The organism is Sagittula sp. P11 (genome assembly GCF_002814095.1).
Lineage (GTDB): Bacteria > Pseudomonadota > Alphaproteobacteria > Rhodobacterales > Rhodobacteraceae > Sagittula.
The window spans coordinates 3814376-3836047 of the sequence record NZ_CP021913.1 but is presented as its reverse complement, the minus strand read 5'-3'; the positions used below and the strand labels follow the sequence as shown (position 1 = coordinate 3836047).

Annotated in this window: 23 protein-coding genes; 10 read left to right on the top strand and 13 right to left on the bottom strand. The window is 66.3% G+C overall.

The genetic code is table 11. The features are described from left to right. Nucleotides 1-4: 4 nt before the first annotated feature. The 3 genes from CDO87_RS18530 to CDO87_RS26850 all read right to left on the bottom strand — a co-directional run bounded on the left by CDO87_RS18530 (nt 5) and on the right by CDO87_RS26850 (nt 2051). Nucleotides 5-421: a GFA family protein gene (locus CDO87_RS18530; protein ID WP_100930153.1), complete on the bottom strand. Its 417-nt coding sequence runs from the start codon at nt 419-421 to the stop codon at nt 5-7. 75 nt (nt 422-496) lie between these two features. Next, on the bottom strand, nt 497-1813 hold the full coding sequence (locus CDO87_RS18525; protein WP_100930152.1) for an amidase: 1317 nt from the start codon (nt 1811-1813) through the stop codon (nt 497-499). Further along, nucleotides 1806-2051: a hypothetical protein gene (locus CDO87_RS26850; protein WP_157815042.1), complete on the bottom strand. Its 246-nt coding sequence runs from the start codon at nt 2049-2051 to the stop codon at nt 1806-1808. The genes CDO87_RS18525 and CDO87_RS26850 overlap by 8 nt, the downstream gene beginning before the upstream one ends. A 99-nt stretch (nt 2052-2150) precedes the next feature. Here CDO87_RS26850 and CDO87_RS18520 point away from each other — a divergent pair, with 99 nt between their 5' ends. The 9 genes from CDO87_RS18520 (at nt 2151) to acnA (ending at nt 14451) form a co-directional block, all read left to right on the top strand. Next, entirely contained in the window at nt 2151-3344 is a 1194-nt protein-coding gene (locus CDO87_RS18520; RefSeq protein ID WP_100930151.1) for an ester cyclase, read from the top strand. An 81-nt stretch (nt 3345-3425) separates the two neighbouring features. Beyond that, a complete protein-coding gene (locus tag CDO87_RS18515; RefSeq protein WP_100930150.1) occupies nt 3426-4655 on the top strand; it encodes an ABC transporter substrate-binding protein in 1230 nt (409 codons plus the stop codon). Between the two features lie 60 nt (nt 4656-4715). Further along, nucleotides 4716-5747 carry a carbohydrate ABC transporter permease gene (locus CDO87_RS18510; RefSeq protein WP_100930149.1) on the top strand — a complete coding sequence of 344 codons (1032 nt, stop codon included), beginning with the start codon at nt 4716-4718 and terminating at the stop codon, nt 5745-5747. Further along, the gene (locus CDO87_RS18505; protein ID WP_100930148.1) at nt 5747-6625 is read left to right on the top strand and encodes a carbohydrate ABC transporter permease; all 879 of its coding nucleotides are present in this window, start codon (nt 5747-5749) and stop codon (nt 6623-6625) included. The genes CDO87_RS18510 and CDO87_RS18505 overlap by 1 nt, the downstream gene beginning before the upstream one ends. A 5-nt stretch (nt 6626-6630) precedes the next feature. Then, nucleotides 6631-7686, top strand: a complete 1056-nt coding sequence (locus CDO87_RS18500; RefSeq protein WP_100930147.1) for an ABC transporter ATP-binding protein — start codon at nt 6631-6633, stop codon at nt 7684-7686. A gap of 70 nt (nt 7687-7756) precedes the next feature. Next, complete coding sequence (locus CDO87_RS18495; protein ID WP_100930146.1) at nt 7757-8761, top strand: LacI family DNA-binding transcriptional regulator; 1005 nt, start codon at nt 7757-7759, stop codon at nt 8759-8761. Nucleotides 8762-8899: 138 nt separating this feature from the next. Further along, the gene (gene hisD / locus CDO87_RS18490; RefSeq protein ID WP_100931032.1) at nt 8900-10249 is read left to right on the top strand and encodes a histidinol dehydrogenase; all 1350 of its coding nucleotides are present in this window, start codon (nt 8900-8902) and stop codon (nt 10247-10249) included. Nucleotides 10250-10252: 3 nt separating this feature from the next. Next, nucleotides 10253-11209, top strand: a complete 957-nt coding sequence (locus tag CDO87_RS18485; RefSeq protein ID WP_100930145.1) for a cupin domain-containing protein — start codon at nt 10253-10255, stop codon at nt 11207-11209. 452 nt (nt 11210-11661) lie between these two features. After that, nucleotides 11662-14451, top strand: a complete 2790-nt coding sequence (gene acnA, locus CDO87_RS18480; protein WP_100930144.1) for an aconitate hydratase AcnA — start codon at nt 11662-11664, stop codon at nt 14449-14451. Nucleotides 14452-14567: 116 nt separating this feature from the next. On the opposite strand, the gene CDO87_RS18475 is transcribed toward acnA, so the two are convergent. Next, nucleotides 14568-14825: a YjhX family toxin gene (locus CDO87_RS18475; protein WP_100930143.1), complete on the bottom strand. Its 258-nt coding sequence runs from the start codon at nt 14823-14825 to the stop codon at nt 14568-14570. A 440-nt stretch (nt 14826-15265) separates the two neighbouring features. Between CDO87_RS18475 and CDO87_RS27445 the strand changes: the two genes are divergently transcribed. Continuing rightward, entirely contained in the window at nt 15266-15394 is a 129-nt protein-coding gene (locus CDO87_RS27445; protein WP_256388379.1) for a hypothetical protein, read from the top strand. An 84-nt stretch (nt 15395-15478) separates the two neighbouring features. Here the strand turns inward: CDO87_RS27445 and CDO87_RS18470 are convergent, their stop codons facing one another. The 9 genes from CDO87_RS18470 to yajC all read right to left on the bottom strand — a co-directional run bounded on the left by CDO87_RS18470 (nt 15479) and on the right by yajC (nt 21616). Next, nucleotides 15479-16021, bottom strand: coding sequence for a DsbE family thiol:disulfide interchange protein (locus CDO87_RS18470; RefSeq protein WP_100930142.1), 543 nt, complete (start codon nt 16019-16021; stop codon nt 15479-15481). After that, entirely contained in the window at nt 16014-16166 is a 153-nt protein-coding gene (ccmD, locus tag CDO87_RS18465) for a heme exporter protein CcmD (RefSeq protein WP_100930141.1), read from the bottom strand. Before ccmD ends, CDO87_RS18470 begins: the two co-directional genes overlap by 8 nt. Next, nucleotides 16163-16912 carry a heme ABC transporter permease gene (locus CDO87_RS18460; RefSeq protein WP_100930140.1) on the bottom strand — a complete coding sequence of 250 codons (750 nt, stop codon included), beginning with the start codon at nt 16910-16912 and terminating at the stop codon, nt 16163-16165. The genes ccmD and CDO87_RS18460 overlap by 4 nt, the downstream gene beginning before the upstream one ends. A gap of 85 nt (nt 16913-16997) precedes the next feature. Next, a complete protein-coding gene (gene ccmB, locus CDO87_RS18455) occupies nt 16998-17654 on the bottom strand; it encodes a heme exporter protein CcmB (protein ID WP_100930139.1) in 657 nt (218 codons plus the stop codon). Continuing rightward, on the bottom strand, nt 17651-18256 hold the full coding sequence (ccmA, locus tag CDO87_RS18450) for a heme ABC exporter ATP-binding protein CcmA (protein ID WP_198521904.1): 606 nt from the start codon (nt 18254-18256) through the stop codon (nt 17651-17653). The genes ccmB and ccmA overlap by 4 nt, the downstream gene beginning before the upstream one ends. Before the next feature lie 47 nt (nt 18257-18303). Continuing rightward, nucleotides 18304-18657, bottom strand: a complete 354-nt coding sequence (locus CDO87_RS18445) for an Mth938-like domain-containing protein (RefSeq protein ID WP_100930137.1) — start codon at nt 18655-18657, stop codon at nt 18304-18306. A gap of 14 nt (nt 18658-18671) precedes the next feature. Then, nucleotides 18672-19640 (bottom strand): protein translocase subunit SecF, encoded by a 969-nt coding sequence (gene secF / locus CDO87_RS18440; RefSeq protein ID WP_100930136.1) that lies wholly within the window; start codon nt 19638-19640, stop codon nt 18672-18674. A gap of 13 nt (nt 19641-19653) precedes the next feature. Continuing rightward, nucleotides 19654-21321 carry a protein translocase subunit SecD gene (gene secD, locus CDO87_RS18435; RefSeq protein ID WP_100930135.1) on the bottom strand — a complete coding sequence of 556 codons (1668 nt, stop codon included), beginning with the start codon at nt 21319-21321 and terminating at the stop codon, nt 19654-19656. A 7-nt stretch (nt 21322-21328) separates the two neighbouring features. Next, nucleotides 21329-21616, bottom strand: a complete 288-nt coding sequence (gene yajC, locus CDO87_RS18430) for a preprotein translocase subunit YajC (RefSeq protein WP_100930134.1) — start codon at nt 21614-21616, stop codon at nt 21329-21331. Nucleotides 21617-21672: the final 56 nt, after the last annotated feature.

The window sequence follows — 21672 nt, the reverse complement described above, 5'->3', positions numbered from 1 at the left end:
TCCGTCACGGGAAGCCGGGCGCGCCATCCGTCGCCGCGCCCGGCTCCTCTCGATCCCGATCATAGTGAGCCATCGCCGCGAAGGGCGGCAACCACCCTTCGCGGCGCACGGTCCAGAGCTCGTAGTCGGGTGTCAGCCGGTCGGGTTCGTCCAGTGCGCCCAGATGCACCTCGACCTCACCGTCGCTTTCCGCGAAGACGGAACCGCCGCAGGTCGGGCAGAAGTGACGCCCCTTGAAGCTGTGGGAAAGCCCGGTCACGGCGACCTGTTCGGGGGCGTACTGCGCGGCGGCATAGAACAGCGCGCCATGGTGCTTGCGGCAGTCGAGGCAGTGGCAGATACCGACGCGCTGCGGTTGTCCGCGCGCCGTGATGCGCAACGCCCCGCAGAGGCAACCGCCTTCGTAGATCTCTTCCGGCATGGGCGATCTCCTTTTCGCGTCAGCGAACCCGTATCCGCCCCTTGCGTCAATCCCCGCCCGACGCTGTGCCCCGCCTCATGCGCCGATCACAACGGGGTCGGCGGGCATGGCCCTGCAGGCGGTTGCGGCGCAGGCGCTTTCGAAGGCGGCGGCGATCCGGCAGAGCAGCGCCTCCTGCCCGTGTGCGCTGACAAACTGTGCGCCAAGCGGCATCCCGTTGTCGGCAAAGCCGCAGGGCACGGAGATCGCCGGATGCCCGCTCATGTTGAACGGCAACGTGCGCATCGCTGTCCAGACCGGCCCATCCTCGAAATCCGAGAACCTGGGCGCCGGCGACAGGGTCGTCGGCGTCAGCAGCGCGGCGTGGCGCGCCAAATGCGTGTCGACGGCAGCCCTGAATGCCACGGCCACGGCGCGCGCCCGTGCGACATGGTCTTCGGTCAGCACCGCGCCGGTGACGAGGTTGCGCCGGGCGTCCACGCCGTAACGGTCCCAGCGCCCGGCCAGCCGCGACCGATGCACCTGCCACGCCTCGTATTGCAGGATCACGGTCCCGGCGGCCTCAAGCTGCGGATAGTCCGGCAATGACACCAGCTCGATCCGCGCGCCGAGGCGGGACAACAAGGCGGCTGTGTCGTCCAGCGCACGCAGCACCTCGGGCGCGCAGGCCGGGTCCTCGGCGAACCAGTCGCGCGCGTAGCCGATGTGCAGACCGTCGATCCCCTGACCCAGCGCCTGCGCGGCACGGGTGTCCGGCGCCATGACCTCCAGCGCGACAGCGGCGTCCTCGACCGTGGTGGCCAGCGGGCCGATCACGTCGAGGCTGGGGGACAGAGGGAAACATCCGTCCTCCGGCACCGCGCCATGCGTCGGCTTCAGGCCGACGATACCGCAATAGGCCGCCGGGGCGCGTATGCTGCCGCCGGTGTCGGTCCCCAGCGCCACGCGGAACAGGCCCCCCGCCACCGCCGCCGCAGAGCCGGACGACGATCCGCCGGTGATGTGCTCCGGGTTCCGCGGGTTGCGCGCGGGCGGGTTCGGCTGGTCCCATGCCGGGCCGGTGAGCGCGTATTCATAAGTCGCGAGCTTCGCCATCGGCACCATGCCCGCCGCGCGCAGCCGGGTGACGGCGGTGGCCTCCGGCCCTGTCTCGGCGTGCGCGTGCGAACCACAGCGCGTCGGCTGCCCCGCCACGTCGATGATGTCCTTCACCCCGAAAGGCACACCGTGCAGCGGTCCGTCCAGCGCCGCGGGGTCGGCCCGATGCACCACGCTGCGCAGAATGGTGTCCCGTGCGGCGATGCGGTCGCGCGTGGCCTGCGCGAGATCAGTGGCCTTGATCGTGCCGTCAGCCACGGCAGCGGCCTGCGCGCGGATCGGGGCGTCAATCATCGCGCGGCCCGGGAAGCTGATTCGCGAGGTCCAGCAGCTTGCGGGCCGAAGGCCAGGCGGCCTGAACCTCCTGCTCGGACAGCACAATCCCGGCGGCGCGCAACAATTCGGCAAAGTCCCTGGCAGTCATCCCGATCCCTTTCGAAACCCGCGTACGTCCTGATTTTGCATATGTATTCAACAGCCGGTGCGCAAGCGTCAGTTCGCTTATCCTGTCCGCCGGATGAATATTTTGCATAGGTATTCATTTTCTTGTTGCTTGCCGCCCGCACCTGCGTCACCTTGGATTGAATAGGTATGCAAGACGCGGGACATCCCGCGAAATGGACAGGACGACATGGCTTCTCACGACGACAGCGCAACACTTGCCAAATCGGCGAAATCCGTCACCACGCGGGACAAACGCGACGATGGCCCGCACAATGGCAACGTGATGAATGTCGAGCGCGCCGATTTCACCGACCTTGTCCCTGAGGGCCGCGCGCCCGTGCAGGGAATGGAGGGCTTCGATCCCTGTTACAGCGATATCGTCGATTACATCATCCGCTGCACCCACAAGATCTGGGACGAGCGGGACGTGGGCCTGATCTACACCCATTACACCCACAATATCGTGCTCTACCTGCCGACGATGACGATCTACAACCGCGAGGACGTGGTGCGCGACACCATCCAGCGGCTCGTCTCCCTGCCCGAGCGGCGCGGCAATGCCACCCAGGTCGTCTGGAACGGCAATGACAAGGACGGGTTCTACACCTCGCACCTCGTCACCGGGTCGGGCCGCTACACGCAGAACGGCCACTACGGCCCGGCGAACGGCCGTCCCTTCGTCAGCCGGACGGTGGCCGACTGCATGATCCACCGCAACAAGATCTACCGCGAATGGGTGGTGTCCGACCAGATGGCGATCATTCGGCAGCTCGGTCTCGACGTGGACGCCTACGCGACGAAGATCGCCGAGGGCCGGCTGGCACAGGGGTTCAAAACGCTCGACATCGGCGAGACCGGCCTGATGCTGGGACAGTACCCGCCTGCCGAGAAAGCCGATCTGTCGATCGCGCACACCGACCTCGAACGCCACACGCTGACCTGGCTGCACGAGTCGTTCAACAGGAAGATGTTCGGCTGCTATCGCGACATCTATGCTCCCACCGTCATGTGGCACGGCCCGCTGATGAAGGAGCTCTACGGCGTGGCCTCTGTCACCCATCAGGCGCTTGCGCTGGTCGGCGCCTTCCCCGATGCCCAGTTCGCGCCACAACACATCTGCTCCACCCCCTGCAACGAAGGCGGCACCAAGGTTGCCGTGCGCTGGGTCATGGAAGGCCATCACCTGGGCTTCGGCGGGCTCGACTCTCTGGGCGGTCCCACCGGCAAGCGTGTGCAGGTCATGGGGATGAGCCACTACCACTACAAGGACGGCAAGATCGTCGACGAATGGACGGTCTACGACGAGCTTGCCCTGCTCGCGCAGATCAGGATCGCGCAGCTTGCCGACAAACCATCCGCCGAAGAAGCGCTGGACAACTGAAACAAGCGTGGGGATGACCCCACGCACCACATCCGAGCGGCGGCACCAACACGCCGCCGGACCCCGACAAGGAGTGAGCCCATGAAAACACTGACCTCCACGGCGCTGGCCGTGATCCTTGCTGCCGGAGCCGCTCAGGCGGGTTGCGGCATCGAGAGCGGTTCGGTCCGCATCCTCGCCAACGACTTCGACGCGCTCGGCATCGTGATCGACGAAGCCGCAACCTGCGCCGGCGACGGCGTCACCGTCGAAAGCAACATGACGACCGAACACAAGGCGCTTCAGGTGCCCGCGCTCACCGTCGATCCGGCGCAGTACACGGTCGCGGTCGTGGCCAACAACTCGATCGTGCCGCTGCTGAACAACGGCCTGATCCGTCCGCTGGACGACCTCGTCGAGAAATACGGCGACACGCTCCAGCCCTCGCAGCTCATCAAGATCGACGGGCAGACCATGGCCATCGCCTTCATGGGCAACGGCCAGCACCTCTTCATCCGCGGCGACGTGCTGGAAGAGGCCGGTCTGGAGCAGCCGACGACCATGGAGGGCATCCTCGAGGCGGCGAAGATCATCCGCGAGAAGGGCATCATGGAATACCCGCTGGCCGCCGCCGATCAGGCGGGCTGGTACCTGGCCAATGAATTCGTCAACACCTACCTGGGCTACGGCGGCGAGTTCTTTGCCGCCGGCAGCGCGGAACCGGCGATCTCCGGCGAGGCGGGCATCAAGACGCTCGAGATGATGAAGGCCATGACCGAGTACATGGAACCCGAGTACATGACCTTCACCGCCGACGAGATGAAGGCGATGTACCTCTCGGGCGACGTGGCGATCATGACCCAGTGGGGCTCCATGGTGAACGGACATATCGACCCCGCGGGCCCTGCCCCCGAGATCGGCGAAGCCACCGTGCTGGCCCCCGCGCCCACCGTCGGCGGCGGCTCGGTCCCGGCGGCGGCGCTGTGGTGGGACGGCTTCACCATCGCCAGGAACATCTCGGACGAGGATGCAGAGGCCTCCTTCATCGCGATGGTCCACGGCATCCGCCCGGAAATCGCGCAGGAGAACCCCTCCGCCGCGACATGGCTGATGAAGGACTTCGCCGCACCCGCCTCCGCGCAGGGTGTGCTGGGCACCGCCGCTGCGGGGGCCAAGCCCTACCCGATGTCGCCCTACATGGGCCTGATGCACACTGCGCTCGGGGCCGAACTGTCGGACTTCATGCAGGGCACCGAAAGCGCCGAGCAGGCCCTGGCCGACGTCGAGGCCGCCTACCGCACCGCGGCCAAAGAGGCGGGCTTCCTCCAGTAATCGCCTCTCACGCCCCCGGTCTCTCTTCCGCCGGGGGCGTCCTTCCATCAGGAGACGGAAATGCGCCATCGCGACTTCACCGCCTTCATCTTCCCCTCTGCCCTCGCCATGCTCCTGTTCATCGCCCTGCCGATCGTGTCGGTGGCGGTGCAGTCGCTGTTCGTCGAGCATGAGCAGGTGCTGGTGTCGGTGGAAAACTGCGGCCCCTTCGGCTGCCAGACCGAAACCAAGGTCGACCCCGACGCCACCGCCGCCCTGAAGGAGGCGGACCCTCTGGGCCGGTTCAACGGTCTGGGCACCTACCTGAACCGCGCGCACCTCGCGGTGGACGAACTGGGCGCGATCCTGTCGGACAACAACGGTCTCGGCGACGTGGTCAGCCGCGTCTACAACCTGCCGTTCTACAAGGCGCTGTCCTTCACGCTGGTCTACACCTTCCTCGTGACGCCGCTGAGCATGATCATGGGCTTTGCCGTGGCGCTCGGGGTCAACAACATCCCGAAGTTCTGGAAGGGGCCGGTGATCTTCCTGTCGCTCCTGCCCTACATCGTGACGCCGCTTCTCGGCTCGCTGATCCTGTTCTGGATGATCAACTCCGACGGGGTAATCGGCGCGACGCTGCAATGGGTGTTCGACGATCCGGAACTGTCGCTGAAGGCCTCGCCCTTCCTCACGTGGGTCACGCTGATCGTCTACGGGACGTGGCACATGACCCCCTTCGCCTTCGTCGTCTTCTACGCCGGTCTCCAGACCCTGCCCAAGGACACGCTCGAATCCGCGATGATCGACGGCGCCAACCGGTGGGAGCGCATCCGATACGTGGTCATGCCGCACCTGACACCGCTGGCGACCTTCGTGGGGCTCGTGCTGCTGATGGACAACTTCCGCGTCTTCGAACCGATCATCGGCTTCTCGTCCGAGGCCAACGCCACATCGCTGTCCTGGTCGATCTACAACGACCTGAACGGCTCGGTCGACCAGCTCTTCGGCTCGGCGGCGGCGACCTCGATCCTGACCATGCTGGGCGTGATCGTCCTGCTGATGCCGGTGCTGATCCGCACCTGGCGCGACTTCAACCGGAAGGCCCGCTGATGAGCACGCAAATCGGACACTCCCGCACGCTGGCCGTGACTTCGGGCCTGATCCTCCTGGTCTGGCTGATCCTTGCCGCCTTCCCCTTCTTCTGGACGGTCTGGGGGTCGTTCAAGGTGCAGGCGGACTTCTTCAGCCGCGAGTCCTTCTGGAACGCGATCTTCGGCCCGGCCACCCAGCGCCAGACCGGCGGCGCCTTCACGCTGGACGGCTACCGCGGCGCATGGGTGGAGCGGGAGTTCTACCACTCTGTCTGGAACACCGTCATCGTCACGGTCTGCGTCACCTCGATCTCGCTGCTGTTCGGCACGCTGGGGGGCTACGCCCTGTCGCGATCCACCCGAAAGTACACCTTCTGGATCCTGATCGCCGCGCTGGTGTTCCGCGCCATGCCGCACATCACGCTGGTCTCGGGCTACCTGCTACCGTTCTTCGAGATGAACATCTGGGGCTACCTGCCCACCGCGATCATCGTGCTGGTGGCGATCAACCAGCCCTTCACCATCTGGATGCTGCACTCGTTCTTCATGTCGATCCCCAAGGACCTCGACGAATCTGCCATGGTCGACGGCTGCACCCGCTTCCAGGCGTTCCGATGGGCCATCATGCCGGTCATGTGGCCGGGGGTGATCACAACGGGGCTGTTCAGCTTCCTTCTGGCCTACAACGACTTCGCCGTGACCGCGATGCTGCTGAACCAGGACAACCAGACCATGGTGCCCAAGATCAACTCCTTCCTCGGGACGGTGCAGACCGAGGGCACCATCATGTATGCCGTGGCCGCGACCGTATCCGCCACCGTGCCGCTCTTCATCCTCGTAATGTTCTTCCAACGCCAGATCGTCAGCGGCCTGACCGCGGGCGCCGTCAAGGGGTAAGCCAAATGGCCGACATTCACCTGAAAAACATCTCCAAGAAGTGGGGCACGGTGATCGGTGTCGACAACTTCGACCTGCATATAGCGGACCAGGAGTTCCTCGTACTGCTCGGGCCGTCGGGCTGCGGCAAGTCTACCACCATGCGGATGATCGCCGGGCTGGAGGACGTCACCGAGGGCGAGATCATCATCGGCGGGCGCGTCGTCAACAACCTCGAACCCAAGGACCGCGACATCTCCATGGTGTTCCAAAGCTACGGCCTCTACCCGAACCTGACGGTCTACGACAACATCCGCTTCCCGCTGAAGGTCCGCAAGGTGCCGAAGGACCAGCACCACGACCGGGTAATGAAGGCGGCGGAACAGGTCGACCTGCTGGAACTGCTCGACCGGCGTCCGGCGGAACTGTCGGGCGGCCAGCGGCAGCGCGTGGCGCTTGGCCGGGCCATCGTCCGCGAACCCACGGTCTTCCTGATGGACGAGCCGCTCTCGAACCTCGACGCCAAGCTGCGCGTCTCGACCCGGGCCGAAATCAAGAACCTCCAGCACCGGCTCAAGACCACGACGATCTACGTGACCCACGACCAGATCGAGGCGATGACGCTGGCCGACCGCGTGGTGGTGATGAACAGGGGCGTGGTGCAGCAGGTCGCCACACCGACAGAGATTTACGACAACCCCGCCAACACCTTTGTCGCCGGCTTCATCGGCTCCCCCGCCATGAACCTGGTCGAGGGCACCATCGAAAACGGCACCTTCTCGGCCGAGAACATCCGCCTCTCGGGCCTGCCGCAAGGCCACCACGGCAAGGTGATCCTCGGCTTCCGGGCGGAGGACGTCACGCTGGCGCCCGAGGGCGGCGACATCCACGCGCCGATCTACGCGCTGGAGCTTCTGGGCGAGGCGTCGATGGCCGCGGTGCGCGTCGGCGGCGATCTTGTGAACCTCAAGGCCGCCAAGGACTTCCGCGCGGAGATCGGCAAGACTATACATGCCGATATCCCGGCCGAGACCTGCCACCTATTCGATGTCGAGACGGGAAAGAATCTGACGCGCCGCTGACGGTGTGCAAGGGTAAAGAGGCCGGACAGGGACGAGGACGGATTTCTATGGTCAAAGAGACTCAACCGGCGTGAGCGGCAAACCTGTGACCTCCGTCGACGTGGCCCGCCGGGCCGGCGTCAGCCAATCGGCCGTCTCGCGCTTCTTCACGCCCGGCGCCTCGGTGTCCAAGAAGATGGCGGAAAAGATCAAGGCGGCCGCCGACGAACTGGGTTACCGCCCCAACGTGCTGGCCCGCGCGATGATCACCGGCAAGAGCCGTATCATCGGGCTGGTGGTCTATTACCTCGAGAACCAGTTCTATCCCGAAGCGGTGGAGAAGCTGTCGATCGCCCTGCAGGAAAACGGCTACCACGTCCTGCTGTTCATGGCGTCGACCACCGTCGGCGACGTGGAGCCGGTGGTGCAGACCATCCTCGACTACCGGGTCGACGGCATCATCCTGGTGTCGGTCTCCATGTCCTCGACGCTGGCCGACCGCTGCCGCGAACGCAACATCCCGGTGATGCTGTTCAACCGCGACCAGCCGAGGGAGGACCTCCTGGCCGTCACCTCCGACAACGTCGCGGGCGGGCGCCTGGCCGCGGAAATGCTGCTGAAGGGCAACCCGCAGCGGATCGCGCATCTGGCGGGCTTCGACGGCGCCTCCACCCAGATCGACCGGGAGGCCGGGTTCACCGCGGCACTGGCCGAGGCCGGCAAGAGCGTCGTGGCCCGCGCGGTGGGCAACTTCCATTACAGCGACGCGGCGGACGCCACCCGCGAACTCTTCGAGGGGGACACCCCGCCCGACGCCCTGTTTGTCACCGACGACCACATGGCGCTGGCCGCGCTCGACGTGATCCGGCACGAACTGGGCCTCCGGGTGCCGGAGGACGTGGCCGTCGTGGGCTTCGACGACATCCCGCAGGCGGCCTGGCCGTCCTTCAACCTGTCGACCGTAAGGCAGCGGCTGAACGTCATGGTCTCGACCGCCGTGGACGAGCTGATCAGCGCGATAGAGGGCGAGGACAGGCCCGCGACCAAGCTGCGGATCATGCCCGTCCCCATCCCGCGCGGCACCACCCGCGACTGACCGAGGGGCCCGCGCGGCCCCTCGTTCATTCTGTCCCCGCGCCCGATCAATTTTGCAATCGTATGCAAAATACGCTTGCCGCAGCTACGCCGTGCCGCTATCCATGATTGCAAACGTATGCAAAGTGGCGAGGGGATCATGGCCATCACGTATCTGAAACGCGGCAAGGCGGACGCGGACCGCCGACAGGACGATGCGCAGGTCCGCACCGCGGTCGAAACCACGCTCGCCGACATCGAGGCGCGCGGAGATGCCGCCGTCCGCGACCTGTCGCAGAAGTTCGACGGCTACACGCCGGACAGCTTCCGCCTGTCGCAGGACGAGATCGATGCCCTGATCGCCACCCTGTCGGAACAGGAGATCGCCGACATCCGCTTTGCACAGGCACAGGTGGTGAAATTTGCCGAGGCGCAGCGCGCCTCCATGCAGGACATCGAGGTCGAGACCCTCCCCGGCGTGATCCTCGGCCACAGGAACATTCCCGTGCAATCGGTCGGCTGCTACGTGCCCGGCGGCAAGTTTCCCATGGTCGCCTCGGCGCATATGTCGGTGGCGACGGCGCGGGTCGCCGGGGTGCCGCGCATCGTCGCCTGCACCCCGCCCTTCAAAGGCCAGCCCAACGCCGCCGTCATCGCCGCCATGCACTTCGGCGGCGCGCATGAGATATGGGTCCTGGGCGGCATCCAGGCCATCGGCGCCATGGCCATCGGCACCGAGACGATGCAGCCGGTGCACATGCTCGTCGGTCCCGGGAACGCCTTCGTCGCCGAAGCCAAGCGCCAGCTCTTCGGGCGCGTCGGCATCGACCTCTTCGCCGGCCCGACCGAGACGATGGTCATTGCGGACGACACCGTGGACGCCGAGCTTTGCGCCACGGACCTGCTGGGACAGGCGGAACACGGTTACAACTCCCCCGCCGTGCTGCTGACCAACTCCCAGAGGCTGGCCTACGACACGCTGGCAGAGATCGAGCGCCTGCTTGCCATCCTGCCCACCGCCGACACCGCCCGCGCTTCCTGGACCGACTACGGCGAGGTGATCCTGTGCGACACCTACGACGAGATGCTGGCGGTCGCGGACGACATTGCCTCCGAACACGTGCAGGTCATGACGGACCGCGACGACTGGTTCCTCGAGAACATGACCTGCTACGGCGCGCTCTTCCTCGGGCCGCGCACCAACGTGGCCAACGGCGACAAGGTGATCGGCACCAACCACACCCTGCCAACCCGGAAGGCGGGCCGCTACACCGGTGGCCTCTGGGTGGGCAAGTTCCTGAAGACCCACAGCTACCAGCGCATCACCACCGACGAGGCCGCCGCCCGCATCGGCGCCGCCGGTTCCCGGCTGTGCATGCTGGAGGGGTTCGCCGGGCATGCCGAGCAATGCAACCTTCGTGTGCGCCGATACGGCGGCGTCAACGTGCCCTACGCCGAGGCGGCGCCCGTCCTGCCCTCCGAGAAAACCGCAACCCCCGAGAAAGCCTGATCCATGGATCTCTCTGACCGCATCGTCCGCTACGGCGAGCTTCAGCCCTGCAAGACCGCCTTCATCGACGCCCACACGCCGGGCTCGGACCAGAAGGAAAACTTCACCATCATCGGCGGCGGCGTGTCGGAATCGCCCGATCAGCACGTCCACATCTCGATCCCGCACGGCTTCAACATCGGTGCCGCAGGCCAGCCGCCCCGGTGCCGCAACTCGCTCCACGACCACCACACCGCCGAGGCGTTCTTCGTCCTCTCGGGCCGGTGGCGGTTCTTCTGGGGCCGCTGGGGCACCGCCGGAGAGGTGGTGCTCGAGGCGGGCGACATCTTCAACATCCCCACCGGCATCTTCCGCGGGTTCGAGAACATCGGCACCGACTACGGGATGATCATGGCGATCCTCGGCGGCGACGACGCGGGCGGCGGCGTCATGTGGGCGCCGCAGGTGATCGAGGATGCCCGCGCGCACGGGCTCGTGCTGGGCGACGACGGCAAGCTCTACGACACCAAGCGCCAGCAGCGCCTGCCCGAGGGTGTGAATCCCATGCCGCTGATGTCGGACGAGGAACTGGCGAAGCGGCCGGAACCCACCACGGCCGAGGTCCTGCCCAACCACGTCGCACGCTACTGGGACATGGTGGCCCTGGCCGACCGCACGCCCTGCAAGGTCATCGGCGCCACGGGCCTGCTGAAGGACCGGCCCGGCTTCGAGGTCGACTTCATCACCCGCGCCTCCGCCGGTGGCGAACAGCCCGCCGCGCCGCACCCGACCGTGCTGATGCCGGTGACGGGCCACTGGCGGGTGGACTGGACGGATGGACACGCCATCCTCGCCCCCGGCGACACGATGAGCGTCCCCGAGAACCTTTCCTACCGTGTCGCGCCCTCCATGACTGGCGACGCCGCGCTCTACCGCATCACCGGAACCGGAGACCCCGCCGGTCCGACCCGCGCGGCCTGATAAGGGTAGCCCCTCTTTCAGTCGGAAGAGTCATTGCGCCACGGTTCCCGGGAGCCGTGGCGCGATACGTTTGGGGGATGCGTGCCGGAACCGGTCGGGTCGAGGATCGCGGCGCGCGGCCAGAGGGCGGCATAGGCGCGCTGCCCCGTCCTCTTCGAACACGCCCGCGAGGTATTTCCGTCCAGAACAAGGCAGCGTCTCACACCATTCTTCGAGTGGCGCTTGGGGCCGCAACAGTGGCCGCCGCATTCTTCACCAATCGGGCCCCTGCCCCGCCCGGCAGCGGCGCTTGACCCGTGACACACACAGGGAAACCGGCAATCTGGACAGGACGCGCGGCTGCGACAATTTTCTGTGTACAATGGCATACAAAACGCCACAGACCCCTTGAGTTGTTTGCGGCGTTGCGGCATGACACGGCTATCACATTCCGTCACCCATCGGAGGTTCCCATGACCATTCAAGTCGGCCACGACAGCGCCAAGACGCGCAAGACGCTCGAAGCGGGCGGCCAGACCGTCTCCTATTACTCGATTTCCGCCGCCGAAGCCGCCGGGCTCGGCGACTTCTCGAAGCTGCCCGCCGCGCTCAAGGTGGTGCTCGAGAACATGCTGCGTTTCGAGGACGGCAAGACCGTGACCCAGGACGACATCAAGGCCTTCTCCGACTGGGCGAAGAACGGCGGCAAGGGCGACCGGGAACTGGCCTACCGCCCGGCACGCGTTCTGATGCAGGACTTCACCGGCGTTCCCGCCGTGGTTGACCTCGCCGCGATGCGCGACGGCATCAAGGCACTCGGCGGCGACGCACAGAAGATCAACCCGCTGAACCCCGTCGATCTCGTGATCGACCACTCCGTCATGATCGACGAGTTCGGCAACCCGCGCGCGTTCCAGATGAACGTCGACCGCGAGTACGAGCGCAACATGGAGCGCTACGAGTTCCTCAAGTGGGGCCAGACCGCGTTCAACAACTTCCGCGTCGTGCCCCCGGGCACCGGCATCTGCCACCAGGTGAACCTCGAGTACCTCGCCCAGACCGTCTGGACCGACGAGGACCAGAACGGTGACATGGTCGCCTACCCCGACACCCTCGTCGGCACCGACAGCCACACCACCATGGTGAACGGCGCGGCCGTGCTGGGCTGGGGCGTCGGCGGCATCGAGGCCGAGGCCGCCATGCTGGGCCAGCCGATCTCCATGCTGATCCCCGAGGTCGTGGGCTTCAAGCTGACCGGCGAGATGGTCGAGGGCACCACCGGCACCGACCTCGTGCTGAAGGTCGTCGAGATGCTGCGCGAACACGGCGTGGTGTCGAAGTTCGTCGAATTCTACGGCGACGGTCTCGACAACCTGCCGCTGGCACAGCGCGCAACCATCGCCAACATGGCGCCCGAGTACGGCGCGACCTGCGGCTTCTTCCCGATCGACGACGAGACCCTGCGCTACCTGCGCGTCTCCGGGCGCGAGGAAAGCCGCATCGCTCTGGTCGAGGCCTATGCCAAGGAAAACGGCATGTGGCGCGACGCGGGCTACAGCCCGGTCTATTCCTCCACGCTGGAACTGGACATGGGCACCATCGTGCCCGCGATCTCCGGCCCGAAGCGTCCGCAGGACTACATCGCGCTGGACAAGGCCGCACCGGCCTTCGCCAAGTACATCAAGGGCGTGCGCGACGGTCAGGACGTCCCGGCCAAGGACGAGGTCCGCTGGGAAGGTGAAGGCGGCGCACCCGAGCCGCGCGACATCCCCGGCGACGAGGGCAAGCACAAGCGCGGCTTCGTGGAGACCGCCGACGGCGCCTACCAGCTGCACGACGGCTCCATCGTGATCGCCTCGATCACATCCTGCACCAACACGTCCAACCCCTACGTCATGATCGGCGCAGGTCTGGTGGCGAAGAAGGCGCATGAGCTGGGCCTGAACCGCAAGCCCTGGGTGAAGACCTCGCTGGCCCCCGGTTCGCAGGTCGTGTCCGAATACCTCGAGGCCGCCGGCCTGCAGGAGCACCTCGACGCCATCGGCTTCAACCTGGTGGGTTACGGCTGCACCACCTGCATCGGCAACTCCGGTCCGCTGGACGCCCCGATCTCCAAGGCGATCAACAAGTACGACCTAGTCGCGACCTCGGTGCTGTCGGGCAACCGCAACTTCGAAGGCCGGATCAGTCCGGACGTGCGCGCCAACTACCTCGCCTCGCCGCCGCTGGTGGTGGCCTACGCGCTGGTGGGTGACATGAACGTCAACATCGCCACCGACCCGCTGGGCAAGGACAAGGACGGCAACGACGTCTATCTCAAGGACATCTGGCCCTCGAACGCCGAGATCGCCGACCTCGTCGAAAAGACCGTCACCCGCGAGTCGTTCCAGTCCAAGTACGCCGACGTCTTCAAGGGCGACGAGAAGTGGCAGTCGGTCGAGGTGAACGGCGGCGAAACCTACGACTGGCCGGCGACCTCCACCTACGTCCAGAACCCGCCCTACTTCCAGGGCATGGGCAAGGAGCCGGGCACGATCTCGAACATCGAGGGCGCGCGCGTCCTGGCGATCCTCGGCGACATGGTCACCACCGACCACATCTCTCCGGCGGGCTCGTTCAAGGACACCACCCCGGCAGGCAAGTACCTGACCGAGCGCCAGGTGCCCGTGCGCGAGTTCAACTCCTACGGCTCGCGTCGCGGCAACCACGAAGTGATGATGCGCGGCACCTTTGCCAACATCCGCATCAAGAACGAGATGCTGGACGGCGTCGAGGGCGGCTACACCAAGGGCCCCGACGGCGAACAGACCTCGATCTACGACGCGGCCATGGCCTACCAGGACCAGGGCACCCCGCTGGTGATCTTCGGCGGCGAACAGTACGGCGCGGGCTCCTCGCGCGACTGGGCGGCCAAGGGCACGGCGCTCCTGGGCGTGAAGGCTGTGATCGCCGAGAACTTCGAGCGTATCCACCGTTCGAACCTCGTAGGCATGGGCGTCATCCCGTTCGAGTTCACCGGCGGCGACACCCGCAAGTCGCTGGGCCTGAAGGGCGACGAAACCGTCGACATCAAGGGCCTTGATGATGTGAAGCCGGGTCAGGAAACTCCCTGCACCATCACCTTCGCGGACGGCTCCACCAAGGAGATCACGCTGAAGTGCCGGATCGATACCGCCATCGAGGTGGAATACATCGAGCACGGCGGCGTGCTGCACTACGTGCTGCGCAACCTCGCAGCCGAGGGCTCCGTGGCAGCCGAATGAGCCGGGCCGCGGCCTGAAGCCACTGCCGAATGATCCGAAAGCGCCCCCGAAAAGGGGCGCTTTCTTCGTTCAAGGCAGGGCGGCGCACAGCCCCGCCCTACCCCGTGTCGCCCCGCTCAGCGCTGGTCGAGCTGCGCCCGCACGGCGGCCAGCCCCGCCCGGGTGACGCGGTAAGCCGCCCCGCCCCGCGACCGGATCAGCCGCCGCTTCTTCAGGCGCTCCACCACCGCCAGCGTGCAGTCGTTCAGCACGTGGCCGTCGCGTGTCACGCAGGTCACGTCCAGCAATTTGCCATTGGCGCCGCGTTCGAAGGAAATCGCGCCGCCCTGAGCCAGCACGTGCAAGACGCGCTGTTCGTATTTCGAGATGTTCATTGGAAGTCATGTCCGGATCAGACGTCAGCCGCCAACCCTCCGGCCGGCGCGCGGAAGGTCAGGTCTCGTCGGGACCGGTGTTCATCCTGTGAGCCCGGCCCTCAGCGGCCCGCCACATTCTCCAACATGCAAACTCCATCGGCCCGGGATCGGGCCTTGGCGTCCTAGATAGCCACCCCACCCGCACGGGACAAGCCCATGGGTCAGGCTTTCCTGACCTGCCGCTTGCCATCAGTATCAATTATCACAAACGGGCCCGCCGCTCCCGCCTCGGCAGGAGCTTGCCGAATTTCGCGGCAACCGGCAGGCCACCGCGCAGATTTTCCTCGCCCCGCACGGCATCCCCTATGCCCGCAGGCACGACCCCTTTAATTCCCCGGCGACGGGACCATTTCACAGCCACGGCCCACGAAAGAGACCGAACAGAGAGGCGCCCAGAGATGAAAGTGATTACCCTTCTGCAGGCAGGCGCATTGCTGCTGCTCGCCGTGATCGGTGCATACGCAGGCACGCAGGACAGCAAGGCCCCCTGCGACACCCGCCAGGAAACCACCGTCTGCGATCTCTGACGACGCCCCCCCCCTTCATCTTGGTGAAAAATACCTCCGCCGGAGGCATCCGCCCTGCCCACGCGCACCCGCGCCGGGCAAGGGTCAGTCGGCCAGCGCCTTCTCCAGTTCCGGCACGAACCGCTGCTCGTAGTCCGAGCCAACCAGCGGCCCCACGAACTTGAACAGAACTGTGCCGTCTCCGTCCACGATGAAGGTCTCCGGCGGCGCGGTCACGCCCCAGTCGATCGCCGTGCGGCCGTTCGGGTCGAAGGCCACTGCCTCGAAGGGGCTGCCCTCGTCCTCGAGGTAGGACCTGGCGTTCTTCGCCTGGTCCTTGAAGTTCACGCCGAGGATCGGCACCCCGTCGGCCTGCAACGCCAGAAGTTGCGGATGCTCCGCCCGGCACGGCGGGCACCAAGAGGCCCAGAAGTTGACCAGAACGACCTCGCCCCGGGCCAGCATCTCAGGCGTGATGCCGGGGTAGCCTTCCAGCGCGACATCCGTCACCGCCGGGGCGGGCTTGCCCTCGAAAACCGATTCAAGCCGGTGCGTCTCGTCGCTGTTCTTCAGCCCGAGGTAGGCCATCACCCCGAAGGCGGCGAAGATCACCGGCGGCAGGATCATCAGCGGCGACACCTTAGCCATCCTTGCGGCCCTCCACCTGTTCCAGTTCGCGTTTCACGCGCCGCGAGCGCAGGACCGAAGCCACGATCAGCAGCCCCAGCAGCGCCAGCGACACCGCGTAAGAGGCCAGCACGGGCCCCGCATACTTGCCGAGTTCCGGGATCATGCCACCCGCTCCCGCGCCAGAAGCGCCCTTGTCCGTCGCGCCCGGATCTCCGTCTGGGTGCGCAGGAAGACCAGTGCGATGAACAGCAGCACGAAGCCCGCCATGCAGACGAACAGCGGCACCGCGTAGACGTTGGACACCCGCTCTTCCGTGTCGCCGGCCAGCGCGCCCGCGCGCATGACCGAGGCACCCTGGTGCAGACCCTGGTTCCAGAAGTTGACGGCGTAGCGGCTGAGGATCGCAAAGACCGAACCCACGAGACACAGGATCGACGTCAGGTCCGCCGCCGTGTCGTCGTTCTCGATCGCCTCCCAAAGCGCCATGTAGCCGAGGTAGAAGAGAAACAGGATCAGGAAGGATGTCAGCCGCGGGTCCCATGCCCACCACGTGCCCCACATGGGCTGGCCCCAGATCGCGCCCGTCGCCAGTGCGATCAGCGTCATCACCGCCCCCACCGGCGCCGCGGCCCGGGCCGCCAGCGCGCTCACGTGGTGGCGCCGCACGATCCAGATCAGCGAGGCGACCAGCATCATCAGCCAGGCGTTGATCGCCATCAGCGCCGCAGGCACATGCAGGTAGATGATCTTGACGGTCGACCCCTGCCGGTAGTCGTCCGGCGTCAGGAAGAACCCCCAGAAGAGGCCGCCCACCAGCGCCACGACAGCCGCGGCCGAGAGCCAGGGCAGCACCCTGTCCGTGGTCCGGATGAACTTGACCGGATTGGCATATTCCCAGATCGACGCCATGGCTCTCCCTACCTTCGCCTCCGGTTTCCATGAACCCCAAATATCGGCCCGAGGCAATATGTCCCCGGGTGCCCGACGGCCCACCTCACCTGAGGTTGATCCGCAGGACGGCGGCGCTGGCAAACGGCAAAAGCGCGATCACCCCAAAGCTGATCCCGGCCAGCATCGCCAGCGGCGTCGCCACCGGCAGCCCCTCTGCCCCGCGCCGCGCCACCTCTGCGCCGAAGATCAGCGTCGGCACGTAAAGCGGCAGCACCAGCAGCGACATCAGGAGGCCGCCGCGCTTCAGCCCAACGGTCAGGGCCGCCCCGAAGGTGCCGATCACCGACAGCGCGGGCGTCCCCAGGGCGAGGCTGACGAAGACCCACAGGTAGCCCTCGGCCGGCAGGCTCAGCAGCACGCCCAGCATCGGCGCCGCGACCACCAGCGGCAGACCCGTGGTGATCCAGTGCGCCAGCGCCTTCACGCTGACGATCCCCTCCATAGGCAGCGGCGCCGTGGCCAGCAGGTCGAGCGACCCGTCTTCCCAGTCGAGGGCGAGGATGCGGTCCAGCGACAAGAGGCAGGCCAAAAGGGCGCCGATCCACAGCACGCCGGGCGCGATGGTCGACAGGAGACCCGTCTCCGGCCCCACGCCGAAAGGCACCAGCACCGTCACGATCAGGAAGAACGCGAGCCCGAGGCCAAAGCCCCCGCCCGCCCGCACCGCCAGCCGCAGGTCCCTGACCAGCAGCGCGATCACAGGAAGGCCTCGTCTTCCACGGCAACGCGCGGCTTCGCCTTGAAAGGGGTCACGTCCAGCACGTCCGCCTCCAGCCCGAGGTCGATGTGCGTCGCCATCAGCGCCGATCCCCCGCCCGCAAGGTGCGCGCGCACCGCATCGGCGAAGAGTGCGACAGAGGCCGTGTCCAGCGACACCGTCGGCTCGTCCAGCACCCACACCGGGCGGCCCGTCACCATCAGCCGCGCCAGCCCAAGCCGACGCTTCTGACCGGCACTCAGGCTGCCCGCCAGCCGGTCCCGCAACGGGATCAGGTCGAAGGCCTCGATGGCGGGGGAAATGCCTGCGGTGCCAAAGACCTGCGCCCAGAACCTCAGGTTTTCCGTGACCGTCAGCATGGACTTCAGACCGTCGGAATGGGCAGCGTACGCGATGCGCTCTCCGGCGCCCTCGATCTGCCCTTCCAGCGGCGGCTGAAGCCCGGCGATGGTGCGCAACAGCGTCGTCTTGCCTGACCCGTTCGGACCGCGCAGAACCAGCGCCCTGCCGGCGCCGATCCCGAAGGTCAGCCCTTCGAGCACCGGCACGCCCCCGCGCGCGACCCCCAGACCGGATACCTGCAAAACCGTCACCGAAGGCCCTGACTTGTCATGGAAATGCGTCCTCCGCCTCAGACCGGCAGCACCGCCAGCGCGACGCGGCGCCCTTCGCTGATCAGCACGTTGTAGGTCCGGCAGGCAGAGGGCGAACTCATCACCTCGACCCCCAGCCCCTCGGACTCCAGCCGCTCCCGCAACTCCGTCGGGAGAAAGGCGATCTCGGCCCCGGTGCCCACGAGGATCACGTCAACCATGTCGACGAAACTGAGCAGGCTGCCCTCGTCCTCGAAACCGCCCCAACCGGCCTTGCCCTTGTCCCACAGCAGCAGCGCACCTTCATGCACCTCGCCGCCGACACGGAAGAAGCCCGGTCCGTAGCCGTCCACGGGCCGGGCGTCGGTATAGATGATCTCGTTCAGGCGCATGTGGCCTCCGTCGTTCAGGCGTCGACGTCACCGAACTGCGTGCCCGGCGTGTCCGCGGGTTTCGACCAGTCGCGCTTCACCCCAAGCCGCAGCAGGATGGCGGAGGCGACGAAGATCGACGAATAGGTGCCGACGATAATGCCCCACGTCATGGCGAAGACGAAGCCGCGGATCACGTCGCCGCCCAGCACCAGAAGCGCGATCAGCGCCAGAAGCGTGGTCAGCGAGGTCATGACCGTCCGGCTCATGGTCTCGTTGATGGACATGTTCAGGACCTCCTTGAGGTCCTTCGACTTGTACTTGATCAGGTTCTCGCGCACCCGGTCGAAGACCACCACCGTGTCGTTCAGCGAATAGCCGACGATGGTCAGCAGCGCCGCGATGATCGCCAGGTCGAAGCGGATCTGCAACTCGCTGAAGATCCCGATGGTCAGCGCCACGTCGTGGATCAGCGCGATCACCGCCCCCAGCGCGAACTGCCATTCGAACCTGAGCCAGATGTAGACCAGCACCGCCGCAATCGCGAGGCACACCGCCAACACGGCGGTATGGATCAGCTCCTGCGAGACCTTCGGACCCACCGATTCAACAGAGGTGAAGCGGATATCCGGAGCGACCTCCTTCAGGGCTGCTTCGGCGGAATCGATGACCTCGGTGCTGACCGCTTCCTCGCCGTCCTGCGCACCGATGCGCACCATGGCGACGTTTTGGTCGTCGCGGAAGTTCGGGTCGAACACCTCCGAGATCACCGTGTCGCCCAGCCCCAGCGGCGCCAGCGCGTCGCGGTAGGCGCCCACGTCGACCGGCTCCGCGCTCTCGGTCCGGATCGTCGTGCCGCCGCGGAAGTCGATGCCGTAGTTCAGCCCCTGGATGAAGAAGCTTGCCAGCGCGATGACCACCATCACCCCCGAGATGCCGAGCCACAGCTTCGATCTCGAGAAGAAGTCCCAGTTCAGATCGTCCTTGACCAGTCTCAGTCGCATGTCAGGCTCTCTCTCAAACTTCGATGGTCTTGGGGCGGCGGCGTTCGAACCACGTCACGATCAGCACCCGCGTCACGAAGATCGCGGTGAAGACGGAAGTGATGATGCCGAAACCCAGCGTGACCGCGAAGCCCCGCACCGGGCCGGAACCCATCACGTAGAGGATCACGGCAGTGATGAAGGTGGTGATGTTGGCGTCGACGATGGCGCTCAGCGCCTTTTCATAGCCCAGCTCGATCGCCCGCGCCGGTCCGCGCGCCGTCTTCAGCTCCTCGCGGATGCGCTCGAAGATCAGCACGTTGGCGTCCACAGCCATGCCGACCGTCAGCACGATCCCCGCGATCCCCGGCAGGGTCAGCGTCGCCCCGATCAGGCTCAGCAGGCCGAACATCAGCGCGACGTTCAGGATCAGCGCGATGTTGGCGAAGACACCGAAGAGACCGTAGCTCGCCACCATGAAGCCCAGCACCGCGACAAAGGCCACACCCGTCGCCAACTTGCCGGCCTCGATGCTGTCCTGCCCCAGTTCCGGACCGATGGTCCGTTCCTCGAGAAACTCCAGTCCCGCGGGCAGAGCGCCTGCGCGCAGCAGCACGGCGAGGTTGGTCGATTCCTCGACCGTGAAGTTGCCGGTGATGATGCCCGCGCCACCGCCGATGTGGCTCTGGATCACGGGGGCAGAGATCACCTCGTCGTCCAGCACGATGGCGAAGGGCGAGCCGATGTTCTCGGCGGTGTAGTCGCCGAACTTGCGCGCGCCGCCGGGGTTGAAGTTGAAGCTCACCGCCGGGCGGCCGTTCTGGTCGAAGGTCGGCTGCGCGTTGGTCAGCTCTTCCCCGGTCACGACCGGGGTCTGCTCCAGCACGTAATACAGCCCCTGCTCGTCCAGCGAGGGCAGCAGCTCGTTGCCCGGTCCGGGCGCGTCGTTCTGGTTGGTGGTCCGGCCGACGACCGGCTGGAAGGTCAGCTGCGCCGTGGTGCCGATGATCTCTTTCAGTTCCGCCGCAGAGCCGATGCCCGGCACCTGGATCAGGATGCGGTCGAACCCCTGCCGCTGGATCGTCGGTTCGCGCGTGCCCACCTCGTCGATGCGGCGGCGGATGATCTCCAGCGACTGTTGCAGCGTGCGGTCGTCGGTTGCCTGCTTCTCGGCTTCCGACAGCGTGACGACCAGTTCGTCGCCCTCGCCGCGCACCTCGATGTCTGACGCGCCCGCGCCGGTCAGCGTCACGACCGGCTGCGCAAGCCCGCGCACCACCTCGATGGCGCGCTGCATGCCTTCCGGATTCGACAGCTTGACCCGCAGTTCGCCGCGGTCGACGGCCTCGGAGTTCCAGCGGATCGTGCCCACCGTGTCACGCTCGTCGCGCAACAGGTCCCGCACTTCCGGCCAGAGCGACTCCATCCGGGACTTGTAGACGTCCGTGGTCTGCACCCGCGCCAACAGGTGCGCACCGCCCCGCAGATCGAGCCCGAGGTTCACCAGCCCCGACGGCAGGAAAGACGGCCACTGGGCCTCTGCCGCGCGGTTCTCCGACGTGTCGGCGCCCGCCTCGATGGCCTTGACGGCGTCGTTGTGGCTTTCGACCCGTCCGTAGAACAGGTTCGGAATGGCCAGAAGCAGGCCCACCACGACGGTGAGCCAGATCAGCCAGCGCTTCCAGGCGTCGATCTGCAGCATTTGGGTCTCAGGCCTCTGCGGGTTCGGTCTTGGATTTCACCGCCGCGATGGTGGAGCGCATGATGCGCACCTTCACGCCTTCGGCGATCTCGACCTCGACCTCGGCGTCGTCCTTGACCTTGACGACCTTGGCGATGATCCCGCCCTGGGTGACGATGATGTCGTTGCGGCGGATCGCCTCGATCATCGCCTTGTGCTCCTTCACCTTCTTCTGCTGCGGGCGGATGAGGAGGAAATACATGATCGCGAAGATCAGGCCCATCATCACGAAAGAGGAAAGGGCGTTCTGGTCCATTGGATGCTCCCTGCTGGATCTCTGTGTCGGATCTGCGGGGCATCCCCCGCTAAATT